The 19,709-nt window shown below is 36.2% G+C and carries 9 protein-coding genes and 1 tRNA gene; all 10 read left to right on the plus strand.

Annotated elements, in window-relative coordinates; genetic code table 11:
• Positions 1–265: 265 nt before the first annotated feature.
• The 10 genes from EDD71_RS13855 to EDD71_RS13900 all read left to right on the plus strand — a co-directional run bounded on the left by EDD71_RS13855 (position 266) and on the right by EDD71_RS13900 (position 19,567).
• Complete coding sequence (locus tag EDD71_RS13855; protein ID WP_341472344.1) at positions 266–865, plus strand: YjbE family putative metal transport protein; 600 nt, start codon at positions 266–268, stop codon at positions 863–865.
• Positions 866–1,298: 433 nt separating this feature from the next.
• Complete coding sequence (locus EDD71_RS13860; protein WP_133629338.1) at positions 1,299–2,285, plus strand: Gfo/Idh/MocA family protein; 987 nt, start codon at positions 1,299–1,301, stop codon at positions 2,283–2,285.
• Between the two features lie 456 nt (positions 2,286–2,741).
• The gene (locus tag EDD71_RS13865) at positions 2,742–3,698 is read left to right on the plus strand and encodes a ubiquitin-like domain-containing protein (protein ID WP_166636495.1); all 957 of its coding nucleotides are present in this window, start codon (positions 2,742–2,744) and stop codon (positions 3,696–3,698) included.
• A 447-nt stretch (positions 3,699–4,145) separates the two neighbouring features.
• Positions 4,146–4,221: transfer RNA gene (locus EDD71_RS13870), tRNA-Val, on the plus strand.
• Positions 4,222–5,656: 1,435 nt separating this feature from the next.
• Positions 5,657–8,608, plus strand: a complete 2,952-nt coding sequence (locus EDD71_RS13875) for a PD-(D/E)XK nuclease family protein (protein WP_133629340.1) — start codon at positions 5,657–5,659, stop codon at positions 8,606–8,608.
• Between the two features lie 2 nt (positions 8,609–8,610).
• Positions 8,611–11,892: a UvrD-helicase domain-containing protein gene (locus EDD71_RS13880; protein ID WP_133629341.1), complete on the plus strand. Its 3,282-nt coding sequence runs from the start codon at positions 8,611–8,613 to the stop codon at positions 11,890–11,892.
• 196 nt (positions 11,893–12,088) lie between these two features.
• Positions 12,089–12,340 carry a hypothetical protein gene (locus EDD71_RS13885; protein ID WP_133629342.1) on the plus strand — a complete coding sequence of 84 codons (252 nt, stop codon included), beginning with the start codon at positions 12,089–12,091 and terminating at the stop codon, positions 12,338–12,340.
• Between the two features lie 37 nt (positions 12,341–12,377).
• On the plus strand, positions 12,378–13,274 hold the full coding sequence (locus tag EDD71_RS13890; RefSeq protein ID WP_133629343.1) for an ROK family protein: 897 nt from the start codon (positions 12,378–12,380) through the stop codon (positions 13,272–13,274).
• 274 nt (positions 13,275–13,548) lie between these two features.
• Complete coding sequence (locus tag EDD71_RS13895) at positions 13,549–13,917, plus strand: hypothetical protein (protein ID WP_133629344.1); 369 nt, start codon at positions 13,549–13,551, stop codon at positions 13,915–13,917.
• Between the two features lie 286 nt (positions 13,918–14,203).
• Entirely contained in the window at positions 14,204–19,567 is a 5,364-nt protein-coding gene (locus EDD71_RS13900; RefSeq protein WP_133629345.1) for a pullulanase X25 domain-containing protein, read from the plus strand.
• Positions 19,568–19,709: the final 142 nt, after the last annotated feature.

Raw genomic sequence — 19,709 nt, forward strand, 5'->3', positions numbered from 1 at the left:
GCCTTTTTCCCTTCCAAAATTTCAATAAAATAGAAAAAATCTAATTTCCTATAAAGAAAAAAGCTTTACTGGAAATTAGATGCGAAATCTCTGATATTATAAGTTGGTAGTTGCAAATATTAATGGACAATTGTTATAATTATATTGTTTTTTGTATAGTTATGAAAGGAGGAGAAAATCTTGAATCATACAGCAGAATTAATATTTTCTATCCTGCAGATAACTCTTTTAGATCTTGCATTAAGTGGCGATAATATAGGTATAATTGGCTCTTGCTACTAGAAACTTACCTGAAAAATATGCTAAAAATGCCAGCATATTAGGGATAGGTGCAGCTGTAATGCTTAGAATTCTTTTCGCATCATTTATTACGATTATAGTTAGCATTCAGTGGCTCCCTGTAAAGCTTTTAGGTGGTATTTTACTTATAAAAATTACCTGGGATTTTATAAAACCTCAAAAGGATGAAGATACTGAAATTAAGGCTGCGAATCGTTTCTGGGAGGCCGTTGGAATAATAATCATTGTTGATATAAGCATGAGCCTTGATAATGTTCTTGCAATAGCAGGTGCAGCTAATGGAAGAATTGAATTTATAGTTTTTGCAATACTTTTAAATATACCTATACTTTTCTTTGGAAGCAGATTTGTTTCTAACCTTATGGAAAAGTATACTCTAGTAATATACATGGCAGGTGCAATCCTCGCCCACACAGCTTTAAAAATGATAATGGAGGACAAGCTAATTGCAGTGCATTTATCTCACAAAATTATAGTTGTATTTCCATGGATTATTGCCCTGGTAGTGCTTACATTTGGGTTTTATGTCTCAAGAAATTCTTCTTTACCTACCGGGGAAAATTAAAGTTACACTATTTTTATGATAAAACCTTCTGAAGCTTATTTAAAAAAATCTAAAGGTTTCAGGCGGTAAGCCATACTTTTCAACTAAATCTCTCCATGCTTTTATACTTTTTCAATTCTTACTTAAGGCCAATAAAGGATATATTTTGTTCAGGCTAAACAAAATACTCTTTTCAAAATATTTTATAGTTATTTTTTCGTATTTTTAAGTTGCACAAACAAAAAAGAGAAAGCGTCGATAGGTGTGATTTACACAAATATATGTATGATTCCATTGAAAAAAGCATACCCATTAGCAGAACAATTCCCATAGAGTGTATGTCCAATTTAAAATAGTTCATTGAAATTATCAAATTGACCTTCAGGTTATAAAATGATTAAAATATTATTAAAAGAATAGAATTTCAAAGTAAAGGGTTAATAGGGAGGTAAAAATGATAAGGTTTGGTATAATTGGTACAAACAAGATAACAGATTGGTTCTTACAGTCTGCAGCTTTAGTAAAGGATTTTAAATTAAATGCTGTATATTCAAGAACAGAGGAAAGGGCCAGAGAGTTTGCTGAAAAATATGAGGTAGAAAATACATTTACTGATCTTGAGGAAATGGCAAAAAGCGATCTTATAGATGCAGTATACATAGCAAGTCCTAACTCGTTTCATGCAAGTCAGTCAATATTATTTTTAAATAATAAGAAACATGTCCTCTGTGAAAAGCCAATTGCATCCAATTCCAAAGAATTAAAAGCCATGATAGATGCTGCAAAGGGAAATGGCGTTTTGCTTATGGAAGCTATGAAATCAACATTTCTTCCGAACTTTATTGCTGTAAGGGATAATCTTCATAAGATAGGGAAAATAAGAAGAGTTGTTATGAGCTACTGCCAGTACTCCTCACGATATGATTTATATAAGGATGGCAAAAACCCCAACACCTTTAATCCGGAATTCTCAAACGGATCACTTATGGATATAGGAGTTTACTGCGTATATCCCGTTATAGCACTATTCGGAAGGCCCAGGGAAATAAAGGCAAATGCTGTCATGCTCGAATCTGGAGTTGATGGGGAAGGGAGTATACTCTTGAAATATGATGATATGGATGCTGTTATTATGCACTCTAAGATAACGAACTCATTCCTGCCAAGTGAAATACAGGGTGAAGATGGAAATATAATAATCGATAAGGTGCCTCTTTTTAAGAAGGTGCGTATAGAATATCGAAATGGAGATGTGGAGGATTTAACCAGGTCCCATTTAGAACATGATATGTGGTATGAAATTGAAGAATTTATAAACCTCATAAAAAACAATAAATTGGAGTCAAGCACAAACACCTACAGATTGGCTTTGGATGTTATGGAGGTTATGGATGAGGCAAGAAATCAGGTGGGGCCGTTATTTCCCGCTGATCAGTTCTGATAATTTTCGTAGCGATACTTTGAAAAGCCCATTGGAATAAAAGTAGAAAATATCTACAGATCGACGCTGCGATAAAAAATATATTTCATTCATAAGCACGCTCAGCAAAGAAGCTCTAAGGCTTGGGATTTGAAAAATGTGAATTTCGTATATTTTTTATCGATCCTTAGGTACTGCAAAAGGTTAAGATAAATATAAAAGCTTTCTTAACTTAAGTATAGATTATTACTAATGAAACTGTTCTCATAATCTTGTGGTGAATTTTGTTTCATGCAGTGCTTGTAAAAATATTTCTGGCCATCAAAAATCCAGCTTGATAAAGAAAGGGTTTTTATATTTGACAAAACAAAATGAAATAGGTATTATTTTCCTATAACATAATATGAAGGAGGGAATTTTATAAATATAAAGAACTTTCTTAATAGAAAAACTGCGAGAAAATTAATGTTTCCAATGATGGCGATCTTGGCAGTGACAGTGGTGCTGGTTGTGTTGGCTATTAAAAGAAAGACAATAACAGTTAATGTTAATGGTAAGCAAATCAGGTTTACAACCTACGGAAGTAGCGTTGGAGAAGCACTGAAGCATGAGAATATAATTATAAATGCAAAGGATAAAGTTGAACCTTCACTTGATTCAAAGCTTGTTGAAAACGGGACTATAAACATAAAAAGAGCAGTAAATGTTACGGTTGCAGTTGATGAAAAGGAGCTTGCCATTCAATCCTCAGAAGAAAATGTGGATAAAATGCTAAAGGCAGAGGGAATAAGTTTAAATAGCGAAGACAGGGTTAAACCCGATAAAGATGAAAAACTTTCAGACGGTATGAGAATTGAAATAACAAGGATAGAGACAAAAACGGTTGTAGAAGATGTGCCTGTAAATTTTAAAGAAGTTGTTAAAACTGACCCGAGCCTGCCCAATACTAAAAGGCAGGTTATAAAGGAAGGGAAAAATGGGGAGAAAAGGGTAACTTCTTTGGTAGTTTATGAGAACGGAAAAGAGGTTTCAAAAAAAGTCGTTAGTGAAACTGTTATTAAGGAACCAGTGGATAGGCTTATAGTTCAGGGTACATATCCATCAATGCCAGTTTCAAGGGGTGGAGGCATCATACCTTATAGAAGGATGTTTAAGGCAAGGGCAACTGCTTACTGGGCCGTAAATGGTGTAGGGAAAACCTACACTGCCTCAGGAAGGAAGGCTGTTAGAAACCCGGACGGATACAGTACAATTGCTGTAGATCCTAGCATAATCCCCTTTGGTACCAGGCTTTTTGTTGAGGGCTATGGATTTGCAATAGCCGCTGAAACTGGAAGTGGCATTAAAGGTGATAAAATTGACGTGTTTTTCAATACATATGAGGAAGCACGTAAATGGGCAGTAAAGTATGTTAATGTTTATGTGTTAAATTAACCCGTTGTGCCAGTTTCGGTTTTTTAAAGACGCTGCGATAAAAAGTATATTTCATTCACCAGTGCGCTTGGCAAAGAAGTTCTAAGGCGCGGGATTTGAAAAATCAAAAACTTTCGTTAAACTCGCCTCGCTAAGTCACGAAAGTTCCAGGATTTTTCCGCATCCCTTCGCCTAGAACTTCTATTTGCCTGCTTTATGTGAATTTCATATATTTTTTATCGACCATTAGGTACTGCAAAACGTTTTTCATAATCTTGTGGTAAAATTTGTTTCATGTATAGCTGCTTTATGATGAATCAAAATGGAGGCAAGGAATATTGTGTAGTATACATCCGGGTAGGAATTTTCAAACAAATGAATCAGCGTTTACATTAAGATTGGTGTCAAGCAGAGTGTAATTTTAATCTTGAAAATATTTGAATTTTAAGCTAAAATTATTTTTATCAGGGGGCGTTAACTCAGCTGGTAGAGTGCCATCTTGACGTGGTGGAAGTCACAGGTTCGAGCCCTGTACGCCCTACCAATTGGTGATTAGTGCAAGTTTCTGACACATTTTGCACCAATGTTTGACAGTAAAATTATGTCACATATTAGTATAACCTGGTTGGAATAACCAGGTTATTTTTCATATTAAAGTGTATATATCACTGATTCTGTAGCCATATTTAATTTTATTATTGAAGGAGTAATATGATGTTTTCTAAAAATAAAAAACTTTTCGTGGAGAATGGAATGAAGCACTTCCAAGGATAGATGTCCCTTTTAAAAAATACTTCGAGCTGCTACTCCTTACTGCGGAATATGGGAAAAATAAGATCTAGTATAGCACCCACCTACGCATAGTATGCTATTATTCATTATGCTTGTAAACATAAATGATGGGGCTTATTATATGAGAGCTTACTAAAAACCAGCTTATACCTAAAAGCACTCTCAAGATAGTATTTTTTCTATAAGTATCAAGTATTTCCACAAAAGGAACCACAAATATACCTGCAAATATAAATTTTGATATAAATGTTGGCTTTAATACCTCTTTACAAACAGGACATACTATTGTATCTCCTACTTTTTTAAAAGTGCTTTTATAATATATCCGAGCTCTATTCTAGAATTGCAATTATCGCATGTTTTTTTAATCATTTATAACCTCTCCTAAAGTCTAATATGGCCTGCTGGCAAAAAACCATCCAGAATCATATGGCCCATCAATTTTGTTTGAATATGATCCGTAATACGACAATAGATGTATTTCTATATTGATACTGTGGATATGACATCCATGAGTAGTACACAGTATTATAATTGCGATATTGATTAACTTGAATTAGAATAATTTTAAATATAATGCATTAATTGGATTAATTAAAATTGAAAAGAACTTAATTAAGCCTAAAAACACTGTCAAAGTCTTGTTTTTTTATAGAAATCCCTCCTAAAGTTTTATTTATAAAAAAGTAATGGGAAATAAATTAGAATATTCAACAGATTTTGTGAATTGTTTATTATAGCGGGGAAGTTGTACAATAATTAAAAAGTTTATTGGCTTAACTAGATTTCCTTAAAGCTTGCCCAGTTATTTGATAAATGAACTATTAACATGGATTCGAGTATATTAGTAATTATAAAAAGTAAATATCTGGATTCATAAAATAATTTTTTTATTCCTGATTTATTTCAATTACCACTTTCCTATCATGAAGATAAGCGTCAAACATTCATGCAAAATGTCATTGCATTAATGTTTGACATTCACACGAAAACCAGGGGGTTTACGCAAGGCAAAATGCCATACATTCGTGCAAATCACCATTAGGAGCCTTATGTTTAACAGGGTTCTTTTTTTATATATTTTAACAAAAGAAAACAATTGATAACCTCCTCCAATTCTTTATCTGATATAATTAAAAATATAAATGGGATACCATTAGGTTTGGAGGTAGGTTTGGAGGATCTTTATGGAAAGGAAAGTGTATATGGAAAAGCTCTTCTCAAACAGAAGGGAAAAGCTAATAAAAATGTGCCTTGAACTTCAAAAAAAGGGTAAAGGTTTTATTTACATAATGCCTTCAAGTGCCGCTATTTTTCAGGTGAGGGACAGGTTTGCAGAGGAGAACGGAGGATTTTTAAACTCAAAGGTTATAGTTTTTGACGACCTGGAGCTTGATATAGTCAAGGATAAGATATCGATGGACAGCGTAATATACGACCCGATGGACAGGGTAATAATAGCGGATGTATGCAAACGGCTCAGGAACTGCTTTAGATATTATGGGAACATATATAGTAAAAAAGGTTTTCATCAGGAGATAGCTGCATTTATTAGAACACTCAAAAGGAGCTGCATAGATGAAGGAAAGCTTTCATCTATTGAAGGAAAGATTAACGATGAGGTCTTAAAGGACAAGCTACACGATTTAATTATGATTTACAGGGAGTACGATAGAACATTAAGGGAAAATGGAATTTACGATAGAAACGATATTTCAAAGAGTGTAGTGGAGCTTGTAAATGACTATAAAGGGTTTGATAAAATAGAGGCCATAATAATCGATGGTTTTACGGATATAGAGCCTGTGAGTATGAAGTTAGTTGAAGCCATTTCAAAGATAGATAAAGTAAATATTTATGTTAACTGTCCCTATAGAAATAAATTTTCCGAAGACTTCTTAAATGAAGAAATTGCAAAACCCTTCGGTAAAATGGGCTTTGAGGTTATATATGATGATGGAACGCAGTATGAGGTCTTACCGACCTTTAAGGAACTGTGTGACAAGTTTTATTCAGGGGAAAATATGGAGAGAAAACTTGAGGGGCTTTCCATACAAATGTATCCCTGCATAGAGGCGGAGGTCAGAGAAACCGCAAGAAGCATTAAGGAAAGACTTATGGCTGGTGAAGATGCGGAGGAAATTGCAGTTTATGTAAACAATGGTGATGCCTATGCTGAGCCTATGGTAAGGATATTTAAGGAGTTTGGAATTCCAATATCCATTACCTATGAACTGCCCTCCGGAAGCTCTGAGCTTGTTAGAAAAATTATAAAGAGCTTTGAAAACAGGGATGAAGAATCTCTTTCAGCAGGCGAGTGGCTGGATATCCTTCAGCAGGAGTTAGACAGTAAAAAGGAGTACATACGAGGGCTTATTGAAAGGGCATTAAAGGGTGAAATTGACTTTGTTGATAAACTTGAAATAAAGGCCTTTGATGCACTTGGAAATCTGGCGAAAGGAATCAGGGCAAGCTTTGAAAAAAGTGGAATGATAAATTATGCTTTAAACAGAGAATACTTTATAGGATATATGCTTGAGGGTATTGCCGGTACAAAGATTTTTATGGAGAAGGGAAACAACAGTGGAGTTAAAATTATGAGCACTGCCCATGCCAAGGGCGTTTATTTCAAACATGTATATGTTTTAGGATTAAATGAAGGAGAGATACCAGCTGAAATTAAAAACAATGGACTTTTTGATTCCTTTGAGGCTTCTATTTTAAATAAAAATGGAATAAGGTACAGGGATTTTCTATGGGAACTTTCAAGGGAAAAGATTAGATTCAACCTTGCATTATCCTCAGCCAAAAAGAGTATAACTTTAAGTTACAGGGGTTCCGATGAGGATGGAAAGTTTGCCATAGCATCATCCTTTGTAGATGAAATAAAGTTTCTCTCAGGCCTTGAGGAAAACAGAGCTATGACGATGAGGGATCGGTTTGAAAAGGATTTTAATTCAGCCATGAGTGTAAATGAGCTTGAAAGAGGGTATGTAAAGGAATATTTCGAAGGAAAATACAGAAAAGAGTATTCGGATAATTTTGTGAATTCCTATAAATTCATCAGAAACATTTCAAAGGATATGGATGAAATCCTTACAAAGGGAATGGTTGAATACCACAGGGAGATGGAGAAGGATTTTAATGAGTATGAGGGGATTATGGAAAGTGGCTTTGAAAGGATTGCAGGGCTTATTGCAAGCTTTTCGCCTTCAGCCCTTAATGAATATCTCAAGTGTCCCTTTAAGTATATGGTAAAATACCTCTATAAACCAGGTGAAGATGAGGAAGATGAAGGAGAATATTCAGACAGGGAAATAGGAAACTTCTATCATAAAGTGTTTTATGAGTATTACAGGAATGAAAAGAAGTTTGAGGTTTTTGACGAAGGCCTCTTTGACAATGTGTTTACGGATGCATGGAATGGATTAAGAACCCTTCATATATCTGAGGAAGAGTCTAAAAGAAAGAGAATGGATTTTTATGATAGGCTTAAAAACTTCATTTCCCTTGATATTGAAAGGCTTAAAAACTTTGAAAAGCACAGCAAGGGGAATGTATTAAGGCCCTACATACTGGAAGGGGTTATGGATGAAAGCAGGACTTTTGGAGTTAATATAACCTGCAAAGTGGACAGGATAGACCTTGAATACAGTTTAAAGGATGGCGAGCTTGTTCCAACTGGAAGATATGTTATATATGATTATAAGAAAAAGAGCATATCTGGAATAAACGATATATTAGAAAACAAGGACTATCAGCTTCCGATTTACTATTATGCTTCAACTGAGCAGCTAAAGAAGGAATTGAATCTTAAAAATATGGAGTGCATGGCCCTTTTATATTTAAGCGTTGAGGGTACAGAGGATAAGCTTGAGCTTGACGGAATATATATGTCCGAATACAAAAAAGCCCTTGGATTAAATAATAAACGTCTGGACATCAAAAGGGAAAACTTTTTGCCGCTAATGGAGTATATAAAGGGGCTTATTTTAAATACCATTGAAAACATAAAATCAGGAAAGTTTAACTATAAACTCATGTGCGAACATATTGAAGGTTTTAGTTCATATGGCTGCGAATATGAAGGCCTTTGCAGGTATAGCCAGAATAAAATGAGAGTGCTTTTGGAGGAATAGATATGGGATTTAGTATGTTTAGTCTCAGCAAAGAGCAGGAGAGGGCGGTGGATATAACTAAAAATATTGCAGTTTCAGCAGGTGCAGGCTCAGGAAAAACAAGGGTTCTAACTAACAGGTATCTGAGACTTTTAGATGCAGGATATGAAATTGATGAAATAGCTGCAATAACCTTTACGGAAAAGGCCGCCCTTGAGATGAAGCAAAGGATAAGAAGAGCTATAATTGAGAAAATAAGCACTGGGGGAAAGAAGGAAAAAAGAAAGTGGATGGAGCATTTAGATAGGCTGGGAAGGGCAAATATAAGCACCATACACGGGTTCTGCTCAAACATGATTAGGGAAAATGCTGCCTGTCTTGGTATAGATTTTAACAGCGACATCATAAACGATGTGGATAAATCCATTATACTAAGGGAAGCAGCGGATGAGGCCAGGGCTAAGTGCTTTAGCAAGGAGAAATATCAGGATATTCTTGTTAAACTCTCAAGGGTCTATGGAGAAAAATATCTGAATTCAGTTTTTTTAAATGATATTCAAAAAATAAGGGAGCAGGTGCAGGGACAGGGGAATGATCTGGAAGAACTAATGAAAAATTCGGGTGAAGGAAGCCTTGAGAAGCTAGTATATGAAGTTGCCTTTGAAATAGACAGGATATACCAGCAATACAAAATGGGTAGAGGCCTTTTAGACTATAACGATCTTGAAATTATGACGTTAAAGGTCCTTGAGAATAAAAGAATTAGAGAACGATACAGGAAAAGGTACAAAACTCTTCTTGTAGATGAATTTCAGGATACAAATGAAATTCAAAGAAGGATAATTTACTATCTTGCTGCAGATGATGAGGGAAATTTAATTCCTGCAAAGCTTTTTATAGTTGGGGATTTTAAGCAGAGTATATATGGCTTTAGAGGTACTGATTATACAATATTTAAGAAGGTTTCAAGTGATATAGGAGAAGATGGACATGCACCCTTAAGCACCTGTTATAGAAGCAAAAATGAAATAATAGAAGGCATAAACTCAATATTTAGTAAACTAATTGAAGACTACGAGCCTTTAAAATGCCCTGAGCATATGCCGAACAAGGAAAAAAGGATAAAGATAATAACTACAAGTAAAAGCAATGAAAAGGATAAATCAGTTACTGGCGAGATAAAAAATCTGCTTAAGGGTAAGACAAGCTTATATTATAAAAACCTTGATGAAGCCTTTGAAGCCCTTAAGGAGAGCTATGATAAGTTATCTTCAAAGGAAAACAGGGATGGCGCTGTAGTAATGAAGGCCATAAAACTTTTAAGGGACAAAGGCCTTGACTTTAAAGACATATGCATACTCGTTAGAAGCAAAAGCACTATACCGGAGATTGAGAAGGAGCTTAAAAGACGAAACGTCCCATATTGCATTATTGGAGGAAGGGGTTTTTATCAAAAGGGGGAAGTGGATGAAATATTGAACCTTTACAGGGTTATAATAAGGGGGTTCAACGACGAATTTTCCTATGAGGATAACATCAACTTTATAAAGGCCCTTAGAGGACCTCTATTTGAAATACCGGACAGCTTGATACTTAAAATGAGCATAGAGAGGGATGAAAGTAAATGTAAAAACCTTTACGAGGCCATGAACCTTGTAATTGACGGCATGAAGGTAGGGGTAGATAGAGAGAGGCTCCTATGGGTATACAATACCCTTGGAAAGCTTGCTATCTTGAAGGAGAGGCTAAGTGTTGTACAGATACTCAGAGCTATAGTGGAGGAGTGTAGAGTTTTTGAAATTATGCTCTCCATGGAAGGTGGATTTCAGAAGTTCAGGAACATAGAAAAGCTTATACACGAGGCACAAAGGTTTGATGACCAGGAACTTTTTACCTTGGAACAGTTTGTGGAATATATACAGGAGCTTAACGAAAACAGTGGAGCTGATTCTGAAGCCCCTTTAGATACCGAGGATTCAGAGGCTGTGAAGATAATGACAATACATCAGTCGAAGGGCCTTGAGTTTAAAGGCGTTATAGTTCCAAGGATACATGGGGACCTTTTAAGTGTAAGTAAAATGCAGAAATCCAAGATAGTATATACAGGAGATAAAATACTTTCATCAATAAATCTGGATACAGGCGATAAGTCTGAGGAATACAAGATCTATTACGATTCGAGGTTTTCAAAGGAAGTAGATGAATATATAAGGCTTTTATATGTTGCTATGACCCGTGCACAGGAATATGTTATTTTAACCGGTGAGGATGACGGAAAGGATCCAAAGGAATTTAATTCCAATGAAGAAAAGGTTAATGAGTTAAACAGCTTTTTAAAGCAAATAAAGTATGCCCTGAGGGTTAAAGGTGCTGACGATAGTCTAATTGATTTTATAGATGCAGAGGATTTAAATGACCTTGATGAGGTAGAAGGTAAAACAAAGAGCAAGGAAATTGATCAAGTAAAAATAGAAGAAAGGATAAAATATAAGTTTAAGGCTGAGCCAGGTGCTGTAGTAAGTGCTACAGGATATATGAATTATAAAAAATGTCCGAGAAGGTTCTATATAGAAAATGTATTAAAGGTTAATGGAAGGGAATATATTGACATGGAAATCTCAGAGGAGCTTGAATTTGACGCAGGCAAAATAAGCTCTTCAATTATAGGTACAGCTGTACACAGCCTTATAGAGGTATTAAACGGCAGCAGGAATATTGACGAGGAAGAGGCTGTTCGTGGGATAATAAGAAAATATGGACTTGAAAAGTTTAATGGCATTGAAGAAAGGTTAAAGAACTATCTTGAAGGGTATAGAGCTCTTGAAGGAAAGAAAAAGGATGTAGAAAGACCTGTTCTCAGGTTTAATGAACTTGAATATAATCTTGTGCCCTACGGTGACAGAAGGTTTTCAGTAACAGGATTCATTGACAGACTTGAGGTATTTGAAAGGGATGGAAGGCTCAAAGCAGTTATAACTGACTATAAAACCAACAGAATTGACTGTAGTGATAGATTAAAGGAGCTTGTAGAAACATATGAGCTTCAGCTTCAGATTTATGGGAAGGCAGTTAAGGAGCTTTTATATATTAATGGGATTAAGGTAGAGGATTTAACGCTTCAGCTTTATTTTCTGAACATACCCGAGAGGGTTGAAATAATATATGATGAAGATAAAGTGATGGAACAGCTTAAGGACATGTATGAAAAATTTTCAAGGAGCCTATCGGGATACAGCCCATCAGATTTTCCAAAGAAGGTGAGCGGCGAATGCGATAAGTGCAGGTACAGGAAAATATGTCAGTGATAATCATGGATGCTGGCTGCAGTTGAAACAAACCTAAATTATGGGAATGAAGTATTTTAAAGTATATTTTTTGATTTAATATATGTTACAATAGTCCTTAGCAATATAAAATTTAATGGTAAAAGTACGATAGATTAAACAGGGCATATTTTAGAATATCTTGCTATAGTGCTTTTGATCAAAGGAGGTAATTCATTTGGCAGAGAATTTAATTGAAAGGAAAGTAATAGTAAGTACTTCAATGGGTAAAAAGGTCGTTGAACTATTGGATGGATATGAGGAAGATGGTTTAAAGATTAGATATTTAAAGAACACAACTCCTTTAAATGCTGTTTTTCAGGTGTTTACAAATGAGGATGATAAGGAAAAATTATCAAGAAAAATAAAGGATATGATAAAGTCAAGTTCCTTTGGAGCAGCGCTTTACTTTACTGTTAACGTTGAGTAACCGTTGATTTAAAACTATTTTGCATGGGGTGTGGTTTATGAGTTACTATTTCGTATTCGATGTTGGAGGAACTTCAATTAAATATGCTCTTATGACCGATAAAGGGGAGTTTGTGCATCAGGATGGCATTGAAACTCCAAGGACAAACATTGAAGATTTCATTGAGATAATAGGAAGCCTTGTTGATAGCTATAAGAAGGAATACAGGCTTAAGGGAGTTGCAGCAAGCCTTCCAGGAGCCGTTGAGCCCGATACCGGGTACATAGGCGGAGGAAGCGCCGTACCCTACATTCATGGACCCAATGTTAAAAAAATGCTGGAGGAAAGAACAGGCCTGCCTGCCTCCATAGAGAACGATGCTAACTGCGCAGGGCTTGCAGAGGGCTGGCTTGGCGCAGCAAAGGATGTTCAAAATTACATATGTATAGTGATAGGAACCGGCATTGGAGGATGTGTCGTTCTTAATAAAAAGATACTGAGAGGAAAACATTATCATGGAGGGGAATTTGGCTACATGATAATGGAGGATATATTTGAAGAGCCCTATGGAAAGATATGGAGTTCAACGGCTTCCACCCAATCATTGGTTAGAAACGTTGCAAAGGCAAAGAGGATGGATTACAGCAGCCTTAACGGCAAAAAGGTATTTGAAATGGCTGAAACAGGGGATAAAGTAGTCAGACAGGAGATTAGGAAGTTCTATAAGAGGCTTGCAACAGGAATTTTCAATCTTCAGTATATAATAGACCCTGAAAAGATACTTATAGGTGGAGCCATAAGCGAGAGGGACGAAGTTATTGAAGAGATAAATAGGCTTTTAAAGCAGATGAAGAACAGAGTTTCAACCCTCGATATAAAGGTTGAAAGATGTGCATATAAAAATGATGCAAACCTGGTTGGGGCTCTATATCATTTTCTGACGAGCAATTCATAAGGAGAGTATTGAATTATAATAAAGCACTGTCAAAATTTTGGCAGTGCTTTATTAGTTCTATCAATTCAAAATGGGTTATAAGTTAAACTCGCTGTGCCGGTTCTTTTACAAATAAGCGGAGGTAAAAATATATTAAATTCACATAAAGCGGGCAATTAGAAGTTCCAAACGAAGGTATGCAGAACGTTAAGCCATGTGGCTGTTTCCTATATTTGTAATATATAAGCACCAATTTAAGTAAAATTAAGTAAAGAAAGTATTTGGAGGAATAGGTTTGTTTGGATTAGTATTTGTACTTTCATTGGCAGCATCTGCAGCCTATGTAAATATAAAAATTATAAACGATACAGAACGAAATAAAAATAGAGATGGAATTAGATTTTTATTGATTTTTCTTGATATAATTGGAACCTTTCTGATTTTAAAGTTTTATAATACTCTGACAGACGGAGTGCAAATAGAATTTTCTGGAGCAATCAGGTTTATGCTTATGATATCTGGCTTTGCGGCACTATTTATTACATCTGCAAAATTAATTGTACTTCTTAAAAGATATAGTGCTGCAAGAAAGGGTTTAAACTTTATAGTAATTTTGGATTTTGTTATTTCAATTGTTATATTGGGATTGTATTTTATTGTATAATCTGTTCCTAGCCTCCATTTTAATTTTCCAGGAAGCAGTAAAGCATTAATCCAAATGAGCAGAAAGTTGAGATATAGCTAGAAAATGTATGTAAAACATATGTAAGTCCTTAAAAATGAAAATATAGTTAATTTTAGTAAATGGACATGCTATAAATAATTATTTTATAATATTTGTAAAATTAAAAATATTCTTACATAATCAAACGTTTGCATGATTTTTACGGTGGCTTATATTATTTGCTTTGTTGGCAAACGTTTGCACAATAAATTAAAGGGGGGATAGCATGAAATATTTCAAACAAAAAATCAGTTTACTGATGGTATTTTTCTTCCTTTTTACCTTTATTCCAAAGTTCGAATACGGAGTTAGGGCGGAAGAAATTATACCACAGGCTGATTTACCTGTAATCTTAGCAGGTGATTTTATCGACGATGTTGGTCTTGGTAGTGAATGGGCCGCTGACAATAACAAAGCACTGATGAAGGAATACAGTGATGGACTTTATGAAATAGTAGTAAACTTTAATAAGGCTATTTCAGGACAGTATAAAGTAACTTTAAACAGAAGTTGGAGCGAAAGCTATCCTGCACAAAATAAGTCAATAAATGTTCCTGGACCACAGAAGGTAATTGTCAGGTACAATTCGAAAACAAGGGAAGTTTATGATTCAGTAAACGATCCTGGCAGATTTAAGACGTGGGCTACTTTGGCAGGAACATTGGCACAGACAGGCGGAAAGGATTGGGAACCTGCAGATGATGCATATGACCTCGAATATGTTGGAGGAGGATTCTTTAAAAAATCCTTTAATCTCAAAGCTGGAACATATGAATACAAGGTTGCCTATGATCACAGATGGAGTAATGGCGAAGTAAAAAACAACGTTACTTTAAATCTTGCAGAGGATAAGACAGTAACATTCCTTGCAAATCCTGATCTGGGTATTTGTACCGATTCGGAGAAGGCTCCGTTAATTTCGGGAACAGTTTCACTTATAGGAACAATAAGGCCGGGGACTGACAGGGAATGGTTACCTGAGGAAAAGGGGTTTGAGTTTTCACATCTTACAGGTGATGGAAAATATATTTACAGCGGATTCCTCGATGGTGGTACGTATGAATATAAAGTTATAAAGGATTATAAATGGGGAAGTGGAGAAATACCCTCCCAGGGAAATAAGACAATAACCATACCTGAGGGTGGGAAATATGTAGTATTCATTGCCGATTATACTAATAATGATATATATAATTCAATTAATGACTACAGCAAAGTTGCAGAGCTTCTTGGATTAAAGGAAGGGGAAGTTGTAGTTAAAAGCCCTGTAATAAACAACAATGCAACAGTAACGTTTAATTATAAAAATGATAACGCAAAGGAAGTTTACCTTGCTGGAAGTATGTTTGGAGGAGACTGGAATCAGACAAAGAAACCCATGAGTAAGAACTCAAAGGGGATCTGGTCTATAAATCTTCCATTAAATAAAGGGGACTACACATATAAATTTGTGGTTGTATATGATAATGGAAATACTGAATGGGTAGCGGATCCATCTAATAAGGAAACCGTTGACGATGGTTATGGTGGAAGGAATTCCAAGTTCACAATGCCCGAATTTGCATTAAGCCCTGTAGCAAACTCCGATGGAACAATAACATTTAACTACAACGATGTAACAGGAAGCGCTAGTTCTGTTCAGCTTGCAGGAAGTATACTCGATAGGGACTGGAAGGAGAGAAGGGACTTTACAAAGAATGGCAATGTGTGGTCCGTAACGGTAAATCAAAAACCTGGACAGTATACATATAAGTTTATTGTTAATGGAACCTGGATGAGGGACCCAATGAACAAGATGGCAACGGGAACAGGGGAAATGGATAATTCCATTGTGTATGTGCCAGGATTTGCAAAGATAAAAATGCCGACACAGATTAAGGAAGGAACAACATTGCAGCTTATTCCACAGGCATATAAGCTGGATGGAACTTTTGAAGATATTGATCCAGAGACGATTACCTGGTCCACAAACAGCGATGCTGTTGAGGTAAACGAAAAGGGACAATTGAGTGCAGTAAAGAAGGTTCCAGTGGGGCAGGAAAGTATCCCGGTTCAGGTTACCGGAAGGGATTCAGAGGGCAACTCAGTAACGGAGTATATAGATGTTGTAAGGGAAGTTACTGAAGTTGAAGGCGGAAGGCTTGTTATACTTGCTGGAAGTTTTCAAAGTTTGGTTCCCGGCACTTCAGCATGGGATCCAGGTGCTAGAAGTACAAGGATGATCTATAGAGGAAATGGCTTGTATACCTATACAATTAAAAACATGCCTGCGGGAAACTATGAATATAAAATAGCAATGGGTTCATGGGATGAGAACTATGGTAAAAATGGCGTCAGAGGCGGAGAAAATATATCAGTATCGGTGCCAAAAACCATGGATGTGACATTCTATTATTCAGACATAAGCCACGTTGCAACTGATTCCATTAAATATACTCCGCTTGCTGTTAAGCCTGTTCTTAAAGGGCTTGACAGGGATTATACAATGGAGGATTATACCCTAAGTGGAGTATACAGCGTTAAGGTAGCATTAAGTTCAGGAAATTATTCAAATCTTAAAGTTACAGTTAACAATAAAGAAAATGCGATCGCAGCATTTACGCTTACGGAGGATAAGGAAGTAACCTTTAGTTATGATACATCCTCCGGGTGGATATTCAGCGATGCTTCTAACAAGGAAATCAATGCGGAGGCAGTTTATTTCAACTCAAGGGAATTACAATATAAAAATCCGTATGGTGCAGTACCGGAAGGGGAGAGAATAACCTTTAACATAAGGGCTGCAAAGGACGATTTAACACAGGTTAAACTCGTTATTATAGCCCCTGATGGCAATAAAATGGTTGATATGTCAAAAAAGCCCTTAGATGATAAATATGATATATGGACTTGTGAATATGAAGCAGGTTCAAAGGGTATGTATAAATATTACTTTCTATTTACAAACGGTTCACAGGTTAAGGCCTATGGAGATGATGATGGATACTTTGGTTCAGGTAAGGTTACCGGACTTGATTCTATATTAACCTATGATCTAAATGTATATGATAAAAACTTTAAAACACCCGACTGGATGAAAAACGCTGTGATATATCAAATTTTTCCTGATAGATTTTTCAATGGAGACACCTTAAACGATTATGCACAAAAGCTTGCCAGAGGATATCTACCGTACGAATTCTACAGCGACTGGTATGCAATTCCCGAGGATCCGGCAATAGAAAACGATGCTGGCTATAAAGGAACAAAAGGGGATGGACAATGGGGTAATGAAATGTATGGTGGAGACATAAAGGGAGTTGAGGCTAAACTTGATTACCTTCAGGCACTTGGCGTTAACGTACTCTACTTCAATCCAATCTCCGCATCAATCTCAAACCATAGATATGATGCAACTAATTATAGAGAATTAGATCCGCTGCTTGGTCATATGGATGATTTCATAAACCTCGCTAAGGAAGCTAAAAAAAGAGGAATGCATATTATTCTTGACGGCGTGTTTAACCATGTTTCGGACGATTCAATCTACTTTGACAGATATGGCAAATACATGGCAAAGGGTAAGCCGATTGGAGCATATCAGTACTGGTCAAGGGTATATGACTTAATGAATCTAGAGAAAATAAATCAGCAGGAAGCAGAAAAGAAGGTTCAGGAGGATTTAAGAGCGAAGGGAATTACAGATTTCCATTATAAAGATTGGTTTGTTATTGAAAATAGGAAGGTAGATGAAGGAAAGCCTACTGAACACTATAACTATGAAGGCTGGTGGGGATATGACTCAATGCCTGTAATTCAATCCCTTAATGGCTCTGAATACAACGTTAAGACATGGGCTGATGAAATAATCGATGGAGAGGATTCTAACACAAGGTTCTGGCTTAGACAGGGATCAAGCGGATGGAGGCTTGATGTTGCAAATGAAGTTTCAGATGAAACCTGGAGGCACTTCAGGGATGCAGTTAAGGAAGAAGGAGACAATGTAATTATAGGTGAAATATGGACCGATGCAAGTAAATATTTACTTGGAGATATGTATGATTCGGTTATGAATTACAGGTTCAGGGATGCTGTACTAGGCTTTCTGTCAGGAAAAGAAGTGGATGCAGTTAAGGCTGTGAACATGCTGGAAATGATGAGGGAGCAGTATCCTAAGGAGGCCTTTATGGCTATGATGAATCTTGTTGGTTCACATGACACCCAGAGAATCATTTCGGCATTTGACGGCTATGAAAAGAGCGTAAAAGCAGTTGCTGAAGCTCCAAGTGAAGATGCTAAAAAGATTGTGTATCTTGTTCCATTATTCCAGATGACATATCCTGGTGCACCAACGATTTACTACGGAGATGAAGCAGGAATGTATGGTGCGGATGATCCGGATAATAGAAGGGCTATGAGCTGGGGTAAGGGGGATAAGAACCTTGTGGAATGGTATGCTATGCTTGCTAATATAAGAAATCAGTATGAAGTTTTAAGAATGGGAGATATAAGTATAGCATTACCTGATAAAAATGCCTCGGATATAATAGCCTTTACAAGAAATGATGAAAGTAGCCATGCTGTTATTGCCATAAATAGAGGGGCAAAGGTTGATGGAGTTTCTATAGACGTTAAAGGCGCTATCCCAAATGGAACAAAGCTCTATGATGCGATAACAGGAGAAGAATATACTGTAAGCGATGGTAGGGTAACCGTAAACCTTCCGGAAAAGTTCGGCATAATCCTTATAACTGAGTTTAAAAAGGTAACGATAAAGGAAAATGCACTCAGGGATGCCTATGATCCTAAGTATATAGTTGAAAACAAAGTAAAATCAGAGACGGAAAAGAAGATAGAAAATGCAATTAAAAAAGTTAAGGAAACGGAAGATGAAAAAGTGATATTTGGTCCTGAAGATGTTATAGACAGAGAGGTCCTCATTCTCTCAAGGGCCCTTAAAAAGTCAGTGGAATTTGACAGGGGAAACGTAAAGTTTACTATTCCCTATGAAAATTTAACCGATGCTCTGCTGCAGAAAATATCTGGAGAGATTTATCTTAACTCACAGGAGCTTCAGAACACCACTGACATTGAAGGACTTTTGAAAAGGAACTCTGCAAGGATTATAAAGGCATTCGATTTTACTACAAATATTCCTGGAGGAGTGTTTGGAACAAAGATAGAAGTAACTGTTGCTATTGAAGACGAGTCGTTAAAGGGTGAGAAGCTTTATGTTTACTATAATTCACAGAATGGACCTGTAGCCGTTGCTGAAGTTTTAAATAATGATGGAACGATAACATTTGATGTAGAACACTTCAGTGAATATTTCATAACAGACAGGAAGCTTACTTCAATTAATACAGGCAATAACGGCTCTGAAGGAACAGGAGAAAATTCAGGTGATGGAGGAAATCAAAATTCTGGCAGCAGTGGAAATGAGGATAATGGCAGACAGGGTAGTGATAATTATGCAAATGAATTAGAAGATAAACTTCCTAAAACAGGATCACCATTTGATGCAGGTTCAATATCAATATTGGGATTTGCTGCAATATCGGCAGGAGGTATAATGGTTATAAGGTCAAGAAAGAGAAGGAAAGATCTATAGAGATAAATGATTAAAAGCCCGTCTTTCATATTTGAGACGGGCTTTTCAATGTGCGCCCGGCATGGGCGACAGCTTGGCGGTGAAAGTCCGCTGTGGGCTTGGTAGTGGGAACCACTAGCCAAAGGCAAGGGTGTCCATCGTG

Source organism: Fonticella tunisiensis (assembly GCF_004364155.1).
Taxonomy (GTDB): domain Bacteria; phylum Bacillota; class Clostridia; order Clostridiales; family Caloramatoraceae; genus Fonticella; species Fonticella tunisiensis.

Bases quoted from the DNA above. Each gene is read 5' to 3' on its own strand.
- EDD71_RS13900 (WP_133629345.1), top strand. From the start codon at position 14,204: ATGAAATATTTCAAACAAAAAATCAGTTTACTGATGGTATTTTTCTTC.
- EDD71_RS13875 (WP_133629340.1), top strand. From the start codon at position 5,657: ATGGAAAGGAAAGTGTATATGGAAAAGCTCTTCTCAAACAGAAGGGAA.
- EDD71_RS13860 (WP_133629338.1), top strand. From the start codon at position 1,299: ATGATAAGGTTTGGTATAATTGGTACAAACAAGATAACAGATTGGTTC.
- EDD71_RS13865 (WP_166636495.1), top strand. From the start codon at position 2,742: ATGGCGATCTTGGCAGTGACAGTGGTGCTGGTTGTGTTGGCTATTAAA.
- EDD71_RS13890 (WP_133629343.1), top strand. From the start codon at position 12,378: ATGAGTTACTATTTCGTATTCGATGTTGGAGGAACTTCAATTAAATAT.
- EDD71_RS13880 (WP_133629341.1), top strand. From the start codon at position 8,611: ATGGGATTTAGTATGTTTAGTCTCAGCAAAGAGCAGGAGAGGGCGGTG.